The organism is Brachybacterium atlanticum, from assembly GCF_025669985.1.
Lineage (GTDB): Bacteria > Actinomycetota > Actinomycetes > Actinomycetales > Dermabacteraceae > Brachybacterium > Brachybacterium conglomeratum.
Window position 1 is genome coordinate 20090 of sequence record NZ_JAKJJW010000004.1, and the last position, 16923, is coordinate 37012.

The 16923-nt window shown below is 67.1% G+C and carries 17 protein-coding genes; 4 read left to right on the forward strand and 13 right to left on the reverse strand.

Annotation, left to right across the window (positions count from 1 at the left end):
• Positions 1 to 38 precede the first annotated feature (38 nt).
• From nrdH to L3K22_RS02815, 4 genes are all read left to right on the forward strand, one after another.
• Positions 39 to 290: a glutaredoxin-like protein NrdH gene (gene nrdH, locus L3K22_RS02800; protein ID WP_263310038.1), complete on the forward strand. Its 252-nt coding sequence runs from the start codon at positions 39 to 41 to the stop codon at positions 288 to 290.
• Positions 291 to 418: 128 nt separating this feature from the next.
• Positions 419 to 922 (forward strand): hypothetical protein, encoded by a 504-nt coding sequence (locus L3K22_RS02805; RefSeq protein WP_263310039.1) that lies wholly within the window; start codon positions 419 to 421, stop codon positions 920 to 922.
• Positions 923 to 997: 75 nt separating this feature from the next.
• On the forward strand, positions 998 to 1963 hold the full coding sequence (locus L3K22_RS02810) for a hypothetical protein (RefSeq protein ID WP_263310040.1): 966 nt from the start codon (positions 998 to 1000) through the stop codon (positions 1961 to 1963).
• A complete protein-coding gene (locus L3K22_RS02815; RefSeq protein ID WP_263310041.1) occupies positions 1960 to 2526 on the forward strand; it encodes a hypothetical protein in 567 nt (188 codons plus the stop codon). The genes L3K22_RS02810 and L3K22_RS02815 overlap by 4 nt, the downstream gene beginning before the upstream one ends.
• Positions 2527 to 2679: 153 nt before the next feature.
• Here the strand turns inward: L3K22_RS02815 and L3K22_RS02820 are convergent, their stop codons facing one another.
• From L3K22_RS02820 to L3K22_RS02880, 13 genes are all read right to left on the reverse strand, one after another.
• Positions 2680 to 3045 (reverse strand): hypothetical protein, encoded by a 366-nt coding sequence (locus L3K22_RS02820; RefSeq protein ID WP_263310042.1) that lies wholly within the window; start codon positions 3043 to 3045, stop codon positions 2680 to 2682.
• A gap of 63 nt (positions 3046 to 3108) precedes the next feature.
• Positions 3109 to 3807: a hypothetical protein gene (locus tag L3K22_RS02825; protein ID WP_263310043.1), complete on the reverse strand. Its 699-nt coding sequence runs from the start codon at positions 3805 to 3807 to the stop codon at positions 3109 to 3111.
• Positions 3808 to 3902: 95 nt separating this feature from the next.
• Complete coding sequence (locus L3K22_RS02830; RefSeq protein ID WP_263310044.1) at positions 3903 to 7496, reverse strand: Yip1 family protein; 3594 nt, start codon at positions 7494 to 7496, stop codon at positions 3903 to 3905.
• Positions 7496 to 7969, reverse strand: a complete 474-nt coding sequence (locus L3K22_RS02835; RefSeq protein ID WP_263310045.1) for a hypothetical protein — start codon at positions 7967 to 7969, stop codon at positions 7496 to 7498. Before L3K22_RS02835 ends, L3K22_RS02830 begins: the two co-directional genes overlap by 1 nt.
• A gap of 41 nt (positions 7970 to 8010) precedes the next feature.
• Entirely contained in the window at positions 8011 to 8313 is a 303-nt protein-coding gene (locus tag L3K22_RS02840) for a hypothetical protein (RefSeq protein WP_263310046.1), read from the reverse strand.
• Between the two features lie 108 nt (positions 8314 to 8421).
• Positions 8422 to 9642 carry a hypothetical protein gene (locus tag L3K22_RS02845; protein ID WP_263310047.1) on the reverse strand — a complete coding sequence of 407 codons (1221 nt, stop codon included), beginning with the start codon at positions 9640 to 9642 and terminating at the stop codon, positions 8422 to 8424.
• A 62-nt stretch (positions 9643 to 9704) separates the two neighbouring features.
• Complete coding sequence (locus tag L3K22_RS02850; RefSeq protein WP_263310048.1) at positions 9705 to 10115, reverse strand: hypothetical protein; 411 nt, start codon at positions 10113 to 10115, stop codon at positions 9705 to 9707.
• Positions 10112 to 10633 carry a hypothetical protein gene (locus L3K22_RS02855; protein WP_263310049.1) on the reverse strand — a complete coding sequence of 174 codons (522 nt, stop codon included), beginning with the start codon at positions 10631 to 10633 and terminating at the stop codon, positions 10112 to 10114. The genes L3K22_RS02850 and L3K22_RS02855 overlap by 4 nt, the downstream gene beginning before the upstream one ends.
• Positions 10630 to 11793 (reverse strand): site-specific DNA-methyltransferase, encoded by a 1164-nt coding sequence (locus L3K22_RS02860; protein ID WP_263310050.1) that lies wholly within the window; start codon positions 11791 to 11793, stop codon positions 10630 to 10632. The genes L3K22_RS02855 and L3K22_RS02860 overlap by 4 nt, the downstream gene beginning before the upstream one ends.
• Positions 11794 to 11851: 58 nt before the next feature.
• The gene (locus L3K22_RS02865) at positions 11852 to 12475 is read right to left on the reverse strand and encodes a hypothetical protein (RefSeq protein WP_263310051.1); all 624 of its coding nucleotides are present in this window, start codon (positions 12473 to 12475) and stop codon (positions 11852 to 11854) included.
• A gap of 66 nt (positions 12476 to 12541) precedes the next feature.
• Complete coding sequence (locus L3K22_RS02870; protein ID WP_263310052.1) at positions 12542 to 13618, reverse strand: hypothetical protein; 1077 nt, start codon at positions 13616 to 13618, stop codon at positions 12542 to 12544.
• 138 nt (positions 13619 to 13756) lie between these two features.
• Positions 13757 to 14827 carry a DUF6615 family protein gene (locus tag L3K22_RS02875; RefSeq protein WP_263310053.1) on the reverse strand — a complete coding sequence of 357 codons (1071 nt, stop codon included), beginning with the start codon at positions 14825 to 14827 and terminating at the stop codon, positions 13757 to 13759.
• 13 nt (positions 14828 to 14840) lie between these two features.
• Entirely contained in the window at positions 14841 to 16922 is a 2082-nt protein-coding gene (locus tag L3K22_RS02880) for a DEAD/DEAH box helicase (RefSeq protein ID WP_263310054.1), read from the reverse strand.
• Position 16923: the final 1 nt, after the last annotated feature.

Below are 16923 nucleotides of genomic sequence, written 5' to 3' on the forward strand. Positions count from 1 at the left end.
GCGCCGCGGGCCCGCCCCCGGAAGTGAGGACTCCCCCGATGGACATCACCGTCTACTCCAAACCCCTCTGCGTGCAGTGCGACGCGACCAAGCGCGCCCTCGACAAGGCCGGCGTCCCTTACAAGCTCGTCGACGTGACGGAGGATGCCGCAGCTCTGGCAAGGATCAAGGCCCTCGGCTACCTCCAGGCCCCGGTCGTGATCGCCGATGGTGATCACTGGTCAGGGTTCCGACCCGAGAAGCTTCGGGCCCTCACCGGAGGCCGGCAGCGCTCGGTCGCCGCCGCCTGACCGCTCCAACACCTTCCGGCCCCTCGGCCCGCACACGCAGCGGGTGCGAGGGGCTTTCCCGTGTCCCGCCGCGGGGGTGGTTCGCCCACTCGACGGGTCCAGGGACGTTTCGCGAGGAGGGCACGGGCATGGCCACGACGAAGCTTCGCAAGCGCGACACCGGCGAGCAGGGCAATGGCGGACAGTTCGCCACCACGCTCCGGGACGACGCCTCCATCCATGTCTCCGAGACGCCGGGGCGGGACCTGGTCTTCGCACCGGGGACCCTCCGCCTCGTCGAGCATCTCGAATCCTGGTTCGATGACGAGGGCCGCACCGTCGTCTCGATCCGGATCGACCGGGACCAGCTGCCGATCTCCAACTACCGGCAGGGGCCGGCGCCGTGGAAGGTCCGGGACGAGGACGTCGACGACGCCAAGGTCGATGCGTACCTCGAGGCATGCAGCGATGATCCCGAGACGTTCGGTGACGAGCTCGGCTTCCCGGGTGAGGCGCGGTGGGATTCGGCCTCGCACACGCTCGAGCTCACGCACACCGGCTACGAGGGCGTCAGCGACAAGGACCTGTCCACGAACGTCACCGAGACCCTCAGCGAGTTCCACCGAGCGCTCCTGCTGCGCGAATGGGACTGACCCGCCTGTCCTGTGAGGGCGGCGGCTCGCCCACTGGCCGCGGCGAGACCCGTACACGAGGATGAGGAGCGGACCATGCCCGAGCACACCCCGAAGCCCCGCAAGCGCGACACCGGCGAGCAGGGCAATCGCGGCGAGTTCGCCACCACCACCCGCCCCGACGCCGACGTGGCCATCGACCCGCTGGATCCGAGCATCGACTGGGATCACGAGGACACCGGGATCTCCTGGGAGTACCCGACCTCCGACGCCGACTCCAGGTTCCACGAGGACGGGACGATCGCCGACCGGGTCTTGCTCGACGGCACGGTCGAACACCACGACGCCGACGGCACCCTCACTCACGTCACCCTCGATGACGGCTCGACGGTCCTGATCAACGGCGACCCCGACCATTCGTACGTCGTGCATCGTCGCCTGGCCGAATTCGCGTACGAGACGCACGAGCTCACCCCGGTTGAGGCTGAGGCGCGGTTCGCGGAGCTGAGCCCGGCCCTCGCCACGCACCACCCTGGCAACGCTGCCCGGTTCGCACGCGGGATCGCCGAACGGATTGCCGTAGATGACCTGTACGAGGTGGAGGCGCTGTGCGAGTCGGCGGCCCAGCAGCACGCCCTCACCGTGTGGATGCAGCAGCACCCGCGGCGCCACCCCCCGCGCCCCGTGCCAGGACAAAGGCCGCAGTCCCTGGATGAGGCGCGGAAGATGCGGGACAGGCTGCTGCAGACGTTCGCCGAGCGATGCCAGGACGAGTCCCTGCCGACCGGTCCGAGCTACATCCCCGTCATCACCATCGACCATGGCCGGCCGACGCTCAGCGTCGATGTGCGCAACGTGCCGGACGCGGTGATGCGGAACCGCTACGACGGCAACGAGACCATCAGCCCCATCGGCAGAGCACTGCGCATGCGCATCGAGATCGCGTCCCGAGAAGCCGGCGCCCACCTCGAGTCGGTTGATCTCGAGTCGGATCTGCAGCGCGGGATCCGACGCCTCCGCACCCACAGTCGGCGGCTCCACGAGCAGCTGGACGCGGCATGATCATCGCCGGCATCGACCCCTCCCTCACCAGCACCGGTGTCGCCATCGTCCGCTCCCCCGAACGGGTCGAGACCGCGACAGTTGCCTCGAAGCCACCCGCCGCAGGGACGGAGACAGTCCGCTCTCGCTTCGAGCGGATGGAACAGCTCGCGGCGAAGATCCTTGGCCTCGTCGACAACGCCGACCTCGTCGGGATCGAGTCCCCGGCCTACGGGATGAGGAACGCGGGCAAGGTACATGACCGCTCCGGACTGTGGTGGTGGATCGTCGGGCAACTCGAGGCGCACGGCGTCCCCGTCGTCGAAGTCTCCCCGCCGTCGCGGATGATGTACGCGACCGGCAAGGGCAACGTCGGCAAGGACCTCGTGCTCGTCACCGCCGCGGCAACCTACAAGCAGGCCACGATCACCGGCAACGACGTCGCCGATGCCGTCGTGATCGCCGCCATGGTCTCCCGCCTCGCTGGCCAGCCGATCGAACTGCGCGAACCTTCACAGGCGAAGATGCGGGCGCTGACGAAGGTGCATATGCCCGTCGAGCTGGGCCCCATGTCCGTGGCCTGACCAGGTGGGCTGAACTTCTCGCGCGCAGACCATATGACGAGAGAAGCGAGGCCTGCGCGCACTCGGGCAGCAACCCCTCGACCCCCGAGGTGACTGGATGAGCCAAAGGACGGCCCAGGGAGCGGAACGCAATCCACCCGACTCTGGCGACGCTTACAAGTTCCTCGGTGTCGAGTAGTCCGGTAGAAGACTGACTGGCAGCCCGGAGACGGTGCACGCGACGGCGATGACACCAGCGATGATGCCTGCGATCGCCCACACTCTCTGGCTACGCCGTGTGCGGAGGCCGAATGCGCCGAGCACGAGCGCGAGAACGGCGCAGATGAAACCGGGTATCGGCGCAACGGAAGCGATTCCATCGAAACTGACGGGATGCCCGTTCTGCACGTGGCGGGCGTACCGTTCGGCGACCACCACTTGTCCCCACAGCGCGAGGGCAATCCCGATTCCGCCTGCAGTGCTCGACATGATGCCGAAGACGTCGACGCTCCGCGGGCCGTTCGATGGGGTGGTGGTCATCGACCTACGGTACCCACGCACAAACACTCGTTAGCGTGGAAGCCCGGTTGCGGCGCGTCGAGCTCAGCCTTTCTTGAAGCTCTTCAGTGCCTTGCGTCCGCCGATGGGGGCGCCGGGTCGTTCGCCGCGGAGGTCGGCGTCGATCTGGTCGGCGGAGTAGCCCTGTTCGACCATGTCGCTGACGTACATCTTCTTGGTGGTGGTGTCGACGGCGTCGATCTGGGCGCGGAGCTCGGCGAGCTGCTTCCGCACTGCGGCGTTGTCGTCGGGGAGACGGGTGAACGCTTCGGGGTGTCGGGCGGTGAAGCCGGGCATGGCGTAGCGCGTAGAAATCTCAGCGGGGGTGCCGCGGAAGTCGCCGACAGTCAGCTGCGTCTGCTCGACCTTGGTCTGTTCGTCGGTGGGGAGGGTGTGGCGGTAGGTCCAGGCGAGGTGGGTGCGGACGGCGTCGCGGACGGCGAACCGATCCAGCTTCTCGGGGACGTGTTCCTTCCACCGGCGCAGGCTCTGGTTGTACTCCTCGGCCTTCTCTCGAGTGCGGGCCTCGTATTCGGCCTGGCTCCAGCCGGGCTGCTTCACCGGCTTCACGAAGTCAGGGACCACCGAGTTGATCGTGACCGCGCGGCTGCTGCTGTAGTCGTCCATGACGGCCTGCAGGACTTCGTCGGGAACGGGCACGGTGGACCACCACGCGAGGTGCTCGTCGGCGCTGTGGAGGCGCTCGGGGAAGTAGATCGACCCGTCCGTTCCGTTCTCGCTCATGGGCACGAGTGTGGCACCCAACAGCGCCTCGGAGCGGGAGATGGACGTGAACCGGCCCCCTTCAGGACTCCCGGACGGGGTGCGAGGCTGAGCCGTCATCGCTGCTCATGGCTCCCCTCGAGGTCGAACGCCTCCTGTCCCACAGGCACGGCGATCGGGGTGCGTGCAGCAAGCGGATCGTACGACCGAAGCTCGTTCCCGGCGTCAACACGGAGTGCGGACGCATTGCCGGCACCAGTGAGCTGGAGGGTGCCCTGACGCGGGTCCAGCCCCCGGATGGACTGGGCGTAGAACGGCAGATCCTTGGTCAGCGCGCGCATCCGCTCCGGCCCGATCTCCGCTCCATCCTCTGCGGCGTGAGCGTCGAAGATCCCCTGAGCCTGCGCGGACTCAGCAGCGACCCTCTCCTCGAAGAGGGCCCGAAGCTGGGCATCATCGTTCATCGACGCGAAGAACGGCAGCCCGTCGACCATCGCTGCACGCTCGGTCAGGTCCGGGGTGCGGCCGTTCTCGGCTTCGAACGCATCGAACGACTCGTTCGCGTCACGCAGCTCCGCAGCGAGCTGACGTTCCTGGACGATCGGGAGTCCGTGGGCGAGTTCCGTAATAGGGGCACGGGTGTTCTCGGACTGATCGGCGCGGATCCGAGAGTCGAGCTCCATCGATTCCACGACCTCTTGCCGATCGGTGGTCGACATCTCGGGGATCCCGGCACGGTAGGCAGTCTTCGCCAGGCCCGTCAGTGCCGCGGCGCCGGTGCCGACTGCGGTTGCGGCGCCGTGGGCGAGGTTCCGACGGTGCTTCAACAGCGCCCGCCCGCCCATCACCGCGGCAGGGACGGCCAGTCCGCCGGAGGCTAGTGCGAGTCCCCCGTACAGGGCGGCGCCCTTCACCGCGGCCTTGTACGTGGCGGGATTCGTGACGGCTGCGGCGAGCTTGGTTCCTGCGGTGCCGACGACCTTGGTGGCCGCGCCGACACCGCGAGTGGCGAGGTACTGGGCGGTCAGGGCCTTGTTGTTCCAGATCGCGCTGCGGGTGGCCTTCCCATCAGCCCACTTCTTCTGAAGCATCCCGGCGCCGCCACTGATCTGCCGACGCACGTTTTCCGGGACCGATCGGACACGATGCAGCGCAAGTCGGGCATGCCGACCCAGAGAAGTCGCACCGGTCCCGGCGGCAGTGACCACCCCAGCCGCACGTTCGACGGCGCCATCGAGTTGGCCATCGTGTCGACCCTCGGTGGCGAACGCCTCCAGACGTGTACCAAACGAGGTACGAGCGTCGGGTGCGGAATCGGGGCCGACAATCGAATCCGCTACCAGGCTCGCGTCGTCGACTTCGCCCTTGACCTCAACCCCAGGGTGCTCGTGCTTCCCTACCTGATCCCCAGCGACCGAGGTCTTCTTTCCCCCGGCGACCTTCTCTGCGTTCTCGCCCTCGCCCTCCACCTCTGGCGTGTCCTCGGAGTCCTTCGCCCCGTCGGTGGCGGTTCCCTTGGCTCCCTCGGTGCCGCTCGTGATCGCGTTCTGCTTCGACGTGTCGGCTTCGACCTGAGGCGTGTTCGTGGCGTCACCGACGAGCTCCTCATTGGCCGCGGCGGACTTTGAGTTCGCGGTGTCCTTGCGGCCGAGGAGTCGGCCCTTCGCGGTGTCCATGGCAGCGCCGGTGAGCTTCCGCCGCCCCTGCTCGAGGAGGTTCTTGGTGAGTGCTCCCCCGCCGCCGACGGCCCCTGCGACGGCGAGGGGGTTCCCGGCCATGGCCTGCATGCCACGGATCGTGAACGGACTGCGGGTGCGGAACAGCTTCTTGAACATCCAGTTCAGGACGAAGATCGCTAGCGCGGGGCAGGCGCCGATCCAGAGCATCATGGCGGTGGCCCAGCCGCCGAGGACGGCGTCGCCGGCGCGGATGAGGGCCATGGCGATCAGCAGGACGATGGCGAACAGCAGGGTCGTGACGGACGTGATGGCGGTGTACCCGATCCAGCCCTTGAAGAAGCTGGCGGCGGAGCCGAAGCCTTGGGAGATGACGCCGGCGAGGGCCGCGATGATGAGGAAGAACGCCATAACGTGGGAGAGCAGCTTCATGATGAACAGGGCTGCGGCGAGGAACGCCATCGCGAGGGATCCGATGAGGGCGCTGATCGCGTAGGTGATGGCGACAAGGGTCGTGGAGGTGCGGATGGTGCCGGCGGTGTTGGAGACGTAGGAGTACGCCTCAGCGTGTTCGGCGAGCCCGTTCTCGGGGTTGGAGAGGAGACCGGCGTCGCCGACGACGGCGAACTGGATGTCCTTGACTTGCTTGACGGTGACGTCCGGGGAGACGGTGTCGGCGAACGGGAGGGCGAACACGATCCCGGTCTCGTTGTTCACGCCCTCGCCGGTGAAGATCTGGGTGCAGGCCTCGGGCGTGAGGGGTCCGCCGATCTTCCCGCCCTCGATCCCATCAGCGGGCAGGTCGGAGCGGAGCGTGTAGGTGCCGTCGGGGCTTGCCTGGCAGAGTCCCCAGGCCTGGTTCTGGCGGGCTGTGCGGTCGTCGTTGGTGAACCCACCGTTCAGCATCGGCGATCCGACCGGAGGGACGGCAGCGGAATAGTCGGTGTCACCACTGGCGTAGGCGCCGGCCAGTATGTCGACCCGGTCGCCGGGGGCGATGTTGGTGTTGGTTTCGAGCTGCTGGCAGGCGGCATAGTCGGCGCCGCGGCTGGACTGGTCGCCGTACTGGATCGTCGCGTAGGCCCGGTAGGCGGTCTCTTCCCACCAGCGGGACATGACGTCGAGCGCTGCGGGTGCTGTCTGGCCGATGTCGTCGTAGTAGCCGGTGTACTGGGAGTGCAGGGCATCGATGTAGGACTTGCACGACGTCGGGTCGCTCTTCGCCTCGTCGCTGAACACGGTGGACGCTTGGGAGGAGCGGTTCGAGATCGGGGCGGCGATCGCGTCGGACGCCTTCGTGAACGCGCCGGAGAGTTCCTGAACCATCCACGCGGGCGAGAACGTACCCGGGTCATAGGAGGTGCCTTCTCCGCGGTCGTTCATCGATCCCATGTCCATGGCGGTGAAGATGCCGAGGCTGGCGATCATCATGGCGAGGCGCCGGGCCCCGAAGCGGCCGCGCATCGCGCCGAGGACCAGGGTCACGACGCCCACGGTGAGGATCAGGAAGATCGCCCCGGAGTCGATGATCGAGGACCCGAAGGTGGCGGCGAAGTCGTTCAGCGGCTTGGCGAGGAGTGCGTTGACTTCGAAGTTGGTGACGGCGTTGACGAGGAGTGCCGCGGCGAGCCAGAGGAAGTTCCCGAACTCGAGGATGGTCGTGAAGCTGGTCTTCTCGATCATGTTGACTTCGATGCTGCGCAGCGGCTGGGTCACGTTGAACTCGACGCTGTCGCCGAGCTTCATGGAGCTCGCCCACCGCACGATGGGCAGACACTTGATCGGGTCCTCTCCCCTACCGACGCTCGCGCAGGCGGGCATCGGATTCGAGACCCCGCCGCGGTCCACCACTGCGGGCTGGACGCCGGCGGCGTGGAGCAGTGCGGCCTGCGGTGCGGTCGTGATCGTCTCCCCGGGCCCGGTGAGGTCGGCGCCGTAGGCGGGCGAGAACAGCAGCCCGAAGGCTCCGATCATGAGGGCCATCGGGGCGAGGATCCGCACCCACGCCCGCATCCGGTTCGTCATCCTGGGCATCAGGCGGTCACCTCGTCGAGGGTCAGGTCGGTATCCCAGTCGGGCCGGGCATTGTTGACCGTGCTGGAGGCGGTGATGAGCATGGCCGTGGAGGAGAGAGGGTCGACGATGGCGCCGCACTGGATGAACACACCGGTCTGCGCGCGCTTCTTGTCGTAGAACGCCCGCCACTGCGACAGGCGCAGCCCCCGCCGCTGCCGAAGCAGGGTCACGGCGAGCACCCCGACGTACGCGATGCTCCCGGGGATCACGACGGCCCAGAACGGGATCAACGGCAGCACCCGCACGATCGGGAACGCGACGAACATGACCAGCGCCGACGTGGCAACGGCGAGCATGTTCGCGATCAGGGTCCCGCGCCGCATCTCGAGCGTGAAGTGCACGGACCTGCGCTCAGCCTGCGCGGCCTTCCCCGTCATGTCGGTGAGGTTGTACAGGTACACCTCACGGCCCGTGTTCGTTCCCTCGCTCACCCGTGCCTCCTCTCATCGGTTCCCGTCCCGGTCTGGTCCGGCTACATGTCGATGAGGCCGATGATGGCGAGGACGATCGCGATCAGTCCGTCGGCGATGAGCAGCAGCAGCGGGATGATCACGCCGGGTGCCGCGCACAGTGCAGCGATCACGAGCCCTACGGTGAGTGCCCGGGCGTCGCCTCCTCCCTTGCGGCGGCTCTCGTAGACGTACTTGACGATGACCACGACGGCGATCGCGATGGCGAGGAAGATGAGGAACAGGTCGAAGCCCTCGAGTTCGGGGGCGATCCGTCCCCAGATCTGCGACCAGGCGCCGCTGAGGTCGACGGAGCTTGCATCCATACGAGTCGCGGTCTCCCGCTGCCTCCTTCACGAATCGGTGGTGCGGGCGGGGTGCCCGTTCGGTCCGGCAAGTGGGCGGCGATCTCCGTACTCGTCGCCGGGGCAGGTTCAGGCGGGCTGTGCGAGCTGGGTGGGGAAGTCGACGTTCTTCAGCTGCGGGTCGGCGCACTTCAGGGCCGAGCCCCACATGTCGTCGGCGTAGGCGTTGTTCTCGAATCGGGTCGCGAACGCTTCACGCCGCTCCTCGTCGATCTCCCCGAACGGGAGGAACAAGGCTTCGGTGCGTTCGTCGCGGATCCCGTCCAGATAGTCCGCGCACACCCCCTGGACGCCACGCTCATGGTCACGGACAGTCCGTCCGGCCGAGAGGGCTTGGCGGTGGGAGATCGAGTCGGGTTTCGCGGGTGGGACGCGCATCGACTGGGCGATCGTGTTGTAGATCGTGGAGCCGGTGCTGCGGGAATGGATCGGGACCGGTGCCTGGTCGCGGTGCTGGACGAAGTAGAGCATCTCGGCAGCGTCCATCTTCGTCCGGTCGACTGCCTCGGGGAACGGATCCCGCCGCGTCTCGTCAAGCACGGTCTCGTCGGCGGGGATGGAGAGGAGGTTGCCTGGGTTCTCGTGGGCGTCGATGGGGACGTGCCGGGACTTGCGGTTGATGTGGAAGCCCTCCGGGGGCCGGTTGTTCGGCTGGAAGCCGGCACGGACCTCGTCGGCGAGATGGTCGATCTCCCGACCGGAGAGCTCGCGCCCCTTCTCCTGCTGCACCTGCGCGATCCTCCGCGCCAGTCGAGCTTGTCCGGTGCGGACTTCGGACCGTTCGACTTCGCCGGAGCTGAGCCGGTGGTTGAGGTGACCGTGCACGATGCGGCGCACCAGTGCGGCGGTGGCGACGGCCCGGATGCCGTGGTCGCGGTCTTCGCTGTCGCGGATCCGCTTGATGATGTCGTAGGCAGTGTCGCCGATGACGTCGTCGGTGTGCTCGATCGCGCCGCGGCGCCGGCACAGCTTCTCAGCGTCCTGCCGGATCCGCTCGAACACGGCGTCTTCGTCGAGGAGTTCCCGGTTCGCGTCGACCTCGGCACGGGTAAGCAGGGCGGACGCGTCGAAGTGGTCGCCGAGCTTCTCGTTGTACCAGCCGACGGTGAGGTACCTGATCTCGGGCTCGTCACCGGGGATGTGGATGTCAGCGTCGTCGCGCGGGACGGTGCCGAACTGGCCGCCGTTGCCTCGCTCCCCCGTGTCCTTTTTGCGGATGGTCCCTACGTGACCGGGCACCTTCCGCGCCGTCGCCGGCCGGGTCCGTGCGTCGTTCGTGGTGCTGCTCATCGCGCCCTCCCACTCGTGTGCCGTCACGAGGGGTAGTGGGCGGCGTCTTCACCAAGAAGCGATCAGGTGCGGACCTGCAGGACTGCGTCGGGTGGGCCGATCTTCGTGACCGAACCTGTGCAGTGGAGGGTCCAGGGACAGTTCTTGGGAACGCTGCCGCCGGCGATGTAGGCCCAGCGCTGGCAGGTGCCGCATTCGAGGATGGTGGTGATGATGGCGGCGCGGGTGCCGGTGCGGCGGCGGAGGCCGCGGAGGGTCTGTTCGTGCGCGTCGAGGTTGGCGAGGTCTTCGAGGGGGAGGTTGATGCCGGCGCGGATCTCGGCGGCCTGGGACGGGTCGCTGCGCAGCTGGTCGGCGAGGTCGTCCCAGGTGGCGGTCTTCGTGGCCTGCAGGATGATCAGCGCGTGCTGGACGGCGCGGGCCCTGGCGGTGAGGTGCTCGTCGAGGGACCACTGGATGGTGAACCCGGTCATGGCTGCCGCCGGTTCAGCAGGGCGTCCCAGTCGATGCTGGTGACCATGCCTTCGCTGAACGCCCACCGGTGTTCGCGGGCACGGTCTTCGGGGGTGGTGCGGACGGCGTCGGCGACCCCGGACAGCATGCCCGCGCAGACGAGGACGAGGGCGTGGGTGACGTCGGTGTCGGTCATGCGGCGCAGGATCCGCGAGTAGAGCGGGCGCGGGTCCCAGGAGGAAGAGTCTTCGAGGCACACGAACTCGATCGCGGCGAGGAGCTCCTGCGGGTGGTGGGTCACGTGGCGGGATTCGAGTCCGGCGAAAACGAGTCCGGCGATCAGGTAGGGGGCGAAGGGTTCGGAGATGGCGCGGTTGTTGGCGAGGACTTCGTGGCGGAGTCCGCGCGCGTACAAGTAGGCCCCTTCACGGTCTAGGCCGGGCGTGGTGTCGATGTGTCCGGCGTTCAGCGTGAGGAGGGCGGAGTTCAGGGCCGCGTTCATGGAGAACACGGCGTCGTTCGTCGGGGCGTCGCTCATGCCGCCGCAGTGGGCGCCTCCCCGACCTCGCAGGACAGCATCACCTGCTCGCCATACGCCCGTTCGCAGTGGCGTAGGCGCGGGACCAGCACGTTCTGGACGATCCCGGCCTCGTCGAGGGCGATCCCAGTGACGGTCCGGGTCCCGCCGTCGGCCGCGTTGAGCGCCATCGCGACTTCGATGCTGGTGCCGGAGCCGAGGAACGGGTCCAGGATCCGTGCGTCCGGGCCGGTGACAGTGTCGAACCAGCGGGCTAGCACCGCGTGGTCCTTCGGGAACGGGAACTCTCCGACCCCGTCGATGCTCGCGAGGTGTCGGGCTCCTTCGCGCTCTTGCCGGAACACGGACCGGGGCACGGCGGTCGCGTTGTCGGCGAGGCGCCGTTTCAGCTTCGGTTGGGTGGTGTGGTCGGGGCCGAACTCGATCAACCCGGCAGCGAGCATGCGGTCCATCGAGGCGTCGTTCATCCTCCATCCCCGCTTCGGCACCGGACACGCCTCCCCCGTCACTGGGTGGGTGAGCTCGCGGAAGGACCTGCTTGCCTGGACGGATGGGGCACCGGGGTCGCTGACCCGGTAGAGGGTGCCAGTCTCGTCGATGCGGTCGTACTCCGTCAGCCCCCGCGGCAGGCTGGTGCGCCTGGGTGCGAGCCAGGCCCGGAACCGCTGCTGCGCCAACGTCCTGTCACCGGATGCGGCCCGCCACGCGGACTCTGCGGCGTCGAGCAGCTCCTGTGCGTCGGCTCGGGGTTGCCGCCAGGTCGTCCCGGAGGCCTTCAGCTTGGCGTGGTTCTTCGCGTAGATGACGAGGTAGTCGTGCGAGACGCTGAGGAGTTTCGAGGAGTTGATGGTCGACCCGTCCCACACGACCGTCCCCACATGGTTCTCGGCGCCGAACGTCTCGTCGAGGAGGATGCGGAGGTGGTGGATCTCCCGGTCATCGATCGATGCGATCACGATGCCGGTCTCGGCGAGGAGCCGCGGCAGCTCGGCGAGGCGGGGTGCCATGAACCCGGTCCAGTCCTCGAACCGGTCCATGTAACCGGTGACGACGCGGCCGCCGGTGTTGTACGGCGGGTCGAGGTAGATCAGGTCGAATGGCCCGGTCAGGGTGGGGAGGATGTCGAGGTTGTCGCCGATGTGCACGGGATGAGGGCTCATACCCCCTTGCAGTGCGCGGGGCCGAGCCGGACCTGCGATCAAGCCGTGTCCGGGCTGGTCACCAGTCCAGCGCCCGGCGCTGAAGGGTGTAGTGGTTGCGGCGCACGCCGATGCCGCGGAGGTACGCGTCCCGGGCCGCTTCGTGGGGATCCTCGAAGGACTCCTTGATTTGGTCCTCCACTGCCCCGTCGTCGACGGAGTACTCGCGGAGGGCATCGGAGATCTTCGCGGGGTCCCCGTCGAGGTCGAGATCGGCCTCGATCGTGCCCTCGTTCCCGATGCCCGGGTAGGTCTCCTCGTAGTCGTAGGTGAAGGTGGCCTTGCCTGTGCTCAGGTCGAACGTGGCCTGGGACAGGGCGCCGTTGTTGTGCTGCTGGTTCTGCAGGTATTCGGCGTGGATCTTGTCCGTCCCGTCGGGCCGCAGGTAGTACTCGCGCCTCCCGTCGATCGCGGGAACTTCGAGTGCCCCCGCGTACCCGTCCCGCTCCTCGTCGATCTCCTCGCACAGGGCTGCGATGATCTGGCCGGACCGGCCCTGAGCCCGCATCCCCTCGACCGGATCCGTGGTGTGCACACGGATATCGGCGTCGCTGCGAGTATGGGTGCCGAACTGGCCGCCGTTGCCGGACTCCCCCGTGTCCTTCTTGCGGACGGCCTCAGAGCTGTTCTTGGCGATCGTCACGGTCGTGCCTCCATCCACTGGTCCTGGCCGGGTCTTTCCCCTGTCATGTGGGCGGGACGGCACCTCTCACGCGGCAGCCGCGCCCCGGCGCCGGTACGTGACCCCGGCGGTGAGGTCATCGAGCAGGGAGCGGAGGAATGCGTCGGCCTGTTCGGCGTCGAGCCGCTCGATCACGGTCAGCACCAGATCGCGGTCGTCGATGGTGCGGATCGCGAACACGTCCTCGAGCGGTGACCAGCAGCGGTCCCGCCACAGGGCTGCCGCGGCGTGGGCGTCGAGGTGCCCGCCGTGTGCCTCGAGGATGTGGGCTGCGACTGCCCGGGCACGGTCGAGTGCTGCCCGGCCGCGCGGGGACGGAAGCCGGTACGCGAACGTGATCAGCTCACCGATGGACTGACCGCGAGCGGCACGCTGCTCGACCAGGCGCGCGACCGCGACGGTGAGGTCTATCGGGCAGGTCTCCGGGTCGCGGGCGAACGCGGCTGCGGCCGTCGGATCCGGATCCTCACCCCGACGGGCCTGGCGTTCCGCGATCTCGAGGATGTACTCGTGGGCGAGCTCGATACGACCCCAGTGGTATCCGCGGGTGGGTCGGCGACCGATCGGGAACGCGGATCTGACCTGGTCGGCGAGCTCCTCGAACAGCTTGATCGACTCGGTCCCGCCGGACTTCACGTGGTCTTCCCACTTGCCCATGAGGATCTCGCGCCCCTGCCCGGACTCGGTCTCCATGTACCGGCCGTCCCCTTCGGAGCGGTGCCGCATCGCGCCACGCACGATGTTGTACACCAGCCCCTCCGGAACGAGAGCCTCCGCTCCCGGACACTCCGCTTCGGCGCGGACGATCTTCGACATGGCGATCACACACGAGTCCTGGATCAGATCCGCCCGGTGCCGACTCGAGTACGCCCACGCCCGGGCCTGCAGGTCGAACACACGCTGGCATGCCCCGAGCAGCGTCTCCCGGTCATGGACGCGCTCCTGCTCGATCTCCTTGAATCGGATCGCTTCCGGCTCGGGATGCACCAGCACGACGAGCGCGTTCGGGGCTCGGTGTGCTGCGGGGCAGGCGGGTTCGTTGCGCTGATAGCGCGTGACGATGTCGCGGTGGCGGGCCCGGCCCTTCTCAGCATTCGTCCTCATGCCCTGGCAGTGGGCGATGGATCATGCTGGCAGGACCGCTCAAGAGCGATTCAGCGAGACGGGCTCTCGTGCTCGTGGAGATCAGATTCTGCTGCCGAGGTACCTCAATCCTTCAAATAATGCCAATGGGATACCATTCTACTCAGCCTCGGGACTACCTTCCGGCGCGCCAGTTCGAACTGCCGGCAAATCGTCAATATCAATTACCGACACAAAATTTGGCAATGACGCGACCTTCGTCTTACCTGGCGGGCGGTCAAGCAATAGCTTTCGTGATGGAATCTCGGCAGCATCGCCATTTCCTATATTTTTGGGCCACCGTCCAGGAGTACCCCTCTCGCCTATACGCTCGCCAGCACGAACTGGGGACGAGTCCTCTGTGATCAACCTAGGAACTTCAACCTGAAGTTCCGCGAGCGGAGCGTCGTCAAAATGATCACCCCGCCGTTCGATAATCGCCCGCACATAATCCGGCAGGCTCCCTACACAATGCCCATTGGACACCGTCGGATCCCAGAAATCGTGAACCGTCCGTATATTGTCAGGAAGGACTTGATTGGACAGACTGTTCACAATCGCCGACAGAGTCTGGCCCGCCTGCAATCTAGTCACCAACCCGGTGAACACATCCGACCAAGGGACACTATCCGCGAGATGCACCCTCGCGGCAAGGGTCGCTCGCCCGCGATGGGGACCGTAAACATTTCGTACCCATCGCGCCGGCTTTACACTACACCCTGTCCGGGCATCAATGGGGCCGGCCCCTTGCCCCGCGCGGCCCGATGGTGGCGTTGCCGTATAGAACACATACAGGGGCATCCATCGACATACCACATCGTCGTCAGGCGGATCTATAAGCCGGTCCATCTGTTGCCCCTTCGCACCAATCGGTCCATGCCCCAGCTCGGAAAAGGCCCCAGCCTTATTGACGATCTTCGCCTGGACACGAATCTGGAGCCATTCGTTTTCGTGACCGATAAGCCATTCCCAATCAGCACCAGTCGAATATTCATCCGGCTCGTTCGTTCGGAGATACACGCCCTTCGTCCAGAAATGCCTGAGTCGATAGAAGTTTAGTTCCGTAACAGTCACTTCTCCCAGGCGAAGTCGGTACCCGGAATCACGCGAGTACTCAACCATGTTCCACACGTCAGCAGCTTGGTCGTCCATCGCCTGTTGCATGGCTTGAAAGAAGGCAAGTGCGGTCATGCAAATGAGTCTCTCACCGCATGGCCTCCCGCGGGGCTTCAGATCTCATATTGAGCCAGAGCGGTTCGGCAAGCTCCCACATCACGTCTCCGATCGCGAGCGAGCTCATGTCGTCTTCTTCGACGGCGACGTGGTGGCCGGTGCCGCCGACGAGCTGATCGAGGACGTCGATGTTCGTGCGTTGGACCTTCTGGATCGTATGGTCGAGGGTGCCGGGCGCGACCATGGTGGTGATGGTGACGGTGCGCTTCTGGCCGATGCGGTGTTGGCGGTCGACGGCTTGGGAGACGAGGTCGGGCAGCCATTCGGTTTCGACGAAGAGGGCGTCGGATCCGCGGGTGAGGGTGATTGCGACTCCGGCGGCGACTATGTTCGCGAGGATCACGGCGATCTTCCCGTCCTGGTAGTCGCGCGTGATCCGGTCCCGCTGGGTGAGGGAGGTGCTGCCGTTGATGACGGCGTGGGGGACGCCGAGCTGGTCGAGATGCGCATCGAGGCCGTTCATGACGGTTTGGTGGATGCCCCAGACGATCAGCGGCCGCTCGAACACCGTCGTCTCGCCGTCGTGGTGGGTGGTGGAGTCGACCCAGTCGGCGATGTATTCGGCGGCGGCGGGGATCTTCGCGAGGCCGGCGGCGCGGCGCAGCAGCGACACGCAGCCCATCTGGTCCGAGCACCAAGCCCGCACCTCCGCCTCGGACGGTGCCTCCCCCAGCTCCCGGGACCGTTCCCGCAGGTAGGCGGTGATCTTTGCTTGGACGTCGCGGGTGGCGGTCCGGTATTCGGTGGTGGGGACGTCGACGATCATCGTCGAGTACTGCTTCTCGGGCAGGTCCGGGAGCACCTGGTCCTTCGTGCGCCGCACCCACACCTGCTCGGGGAGGATCCGTCCCAGCTCGGGCAGCAGCTTCTTGTTGGGGACGATCTTCTCGATGGTCTGGCAGCCGACGGGGATCTCGTAGGTGCGGGTGTACCGGTTCATGAACGCTGTGCGGGAGCCGAATACGGGCTGGAGCTGGCCGGTGATGGCGAGCAGGGAGGGCAGGTCGGCGGGGTTCGACATGACGGGGGTGCCGGTGAGGACCATGCGGTCAGTGGCGGTGGTGGCGAGCTCCCGCATGACCTTGGCCCGGCCGGAGTGCCAGTTCTTCGCGCGATGCCCTTCGTCGTAGATGAGGACGTCCGCGCCCCACGCTTTCAGGTTCTCGAGCAGGGGACGTCTGGTGGGGGCGGCGAGGAGGGAGTCGGTGACGATCACGATCCCTGTGGCGGGGAGGTCGGGGACCTTGCGGCCGGGACGGATGAGGACGATCGGCGCGTCGTCGAGGTGCTCGGGGACGTGGCAGCGCTGGATCTCGCTCGCCCAGTTCGTCTGCGCGACGGGCGGGGTGACGATGATCCAACGCTTCGCGTCGAGGAGGACGCTGGCGAGGATGGCTTGGACGGACTTCCCGAGCCCCGGCACGTCGGCGAGGAGCCTGCGACCAGCGGCGACGCAGAGGGCCCCGATCCGCTGGTACGGGTACGGGGTCATGCCGAACCAGTCGGGGACATCCCCGTACGCGGCGGTGAGCAACTCGATCTCCCGCTCATAGCCATCGGTGCCAGGTGCTCCGGCGAGGTTATGCACGGCGTCGGCAACGGTCTGCGGGTCCTCGATCTGCCCGGTGGTGGCGACGTCGAGCGCGGTCTGCGCACCGCCATGGCACTTGGTGTGCTGGTCCGTGACAGGGTCAATCAGGGCCTCGGGCAGTAGGTGTTCGGGCCAGTCCGCGACGGCCGACGCCGGTGCCACGAAGGCGCCCAGCTCAGTATCGAAGGTGGCGTCGTCGCCGAGCTCGTAGGCGACATCGGCACGCTCCGCGAGGCGCAGGAACACCCGCACCGTCCCCTCCTCGGCCGCCTCGACGAGCGGATCCTGCAGGGACGCGAGCGTCTCGGGGAACTCGAAGGCATCCACGACGATCCCCAGCTCCGCCAGTGTCTCGAGCGTCCGGATCGTCGGGGCCTTCACGGTGCACCGGCCGGAGACTTCCTCGACGTCGATCCCGGCCAGGGCCCCCAGTTGCGCGGCAAGGTGTCCCCCGGTGGGCACG

Coding starts and splice junctions, on each gene's coding strand:
- nrdH (WP_263310038.1), top strand. CDS start 39: ATGGACATCACCGTCTACTCCAAACCCCTCTGCGTGCAGTGCGACGCG.
- L3K22_RS02805 (WP_263310039.1), top strand. CDS start 419: ATGGCCACGACGAAGCTTCGCAAGCGCGACACCGGCGAGCAGGGCAAT.
- L3K22_RS02810 (WP_263310040.1), top strand. CDS start 998: ATGCCCGAGCACACCCCGAAGCCCCGCAAGCGCGACACCGGCGAGCAG.
- L3K22_RS02815 (WP_263310041.1), top strand. CDS start 1,960: ATGATCATCGCCGGCATCGACCCCTCCCTCACCAGCACCGGTGTCGCC.
- L3K22_RS02820 (WP_263310042.1), bottom strand. CDS start 3,045: ATGACCACCACCCCATCGAACGGCCCGCGGAGCGTCGACGTCTTCGGC.
- L3K22_RS02825 (WP_263310043.1), bottom strand. CDS start 3,807: ATGAGCGAGAACGGAACGGACGGGTCGATCTACTTCCCCGAGCGCCTC.
- L3K22_RS02830 (WP_263310044.1), bottom strand. CDS start 7,496: ATGCCCAGGATGACGAACCGGATGCGGGCGTGGGTGCGGATCCTCGCC.
- L3K22_RS02840 (WP_263310046.1), bottom strand. CDS start 8,313: ATGGATGCAAGCTCCGTCGACCTCAGCGGCGCCTGGTCGCAGATCTGG.
- L3K22_RS02845 (WP_263310047.1), bottom strand. CDS start 9,642: ATGAGCAGCACCACGAACGACGCACGGACCCGGCCGGCGACGGCGCGG.
- L3K22_RS02850 (WP_263310048.1), bottom strand. CDS start 10,115: ATGACCGGGTTCACCATCCAGTGGTCCCTCGACGAGCACCTCACCGCC.
- L3K22_RS02855 (WP_263310049.1), bottom strand. CDS start 10,633: ATGAGCGACGCCCCGACGAACGACGCCGTGTTCTCCATGAACGCGGCC.
- L3K22_RS02860 (WP_263310050.1), bottom strand. CDS start 11,793: ATGAGCCCTCATCCCGTGCACATCGGCGACAACCTCGACATCCTCCCC.
- L3K22_RS02870 (WP_263310052.1), bottom strand. CDS start 13,618: ATGAGGACGAATGCTGAGAAGGGCCGGGCCCGCCACCGCGACATCGTC.
- L3K22_RS02875 (WP_263310053.1), bottom strand. CDS start 14,827: ATGACCGCACTTGCCTTCTTTCAAGCCATGCAACAGGCGATGGACGAC.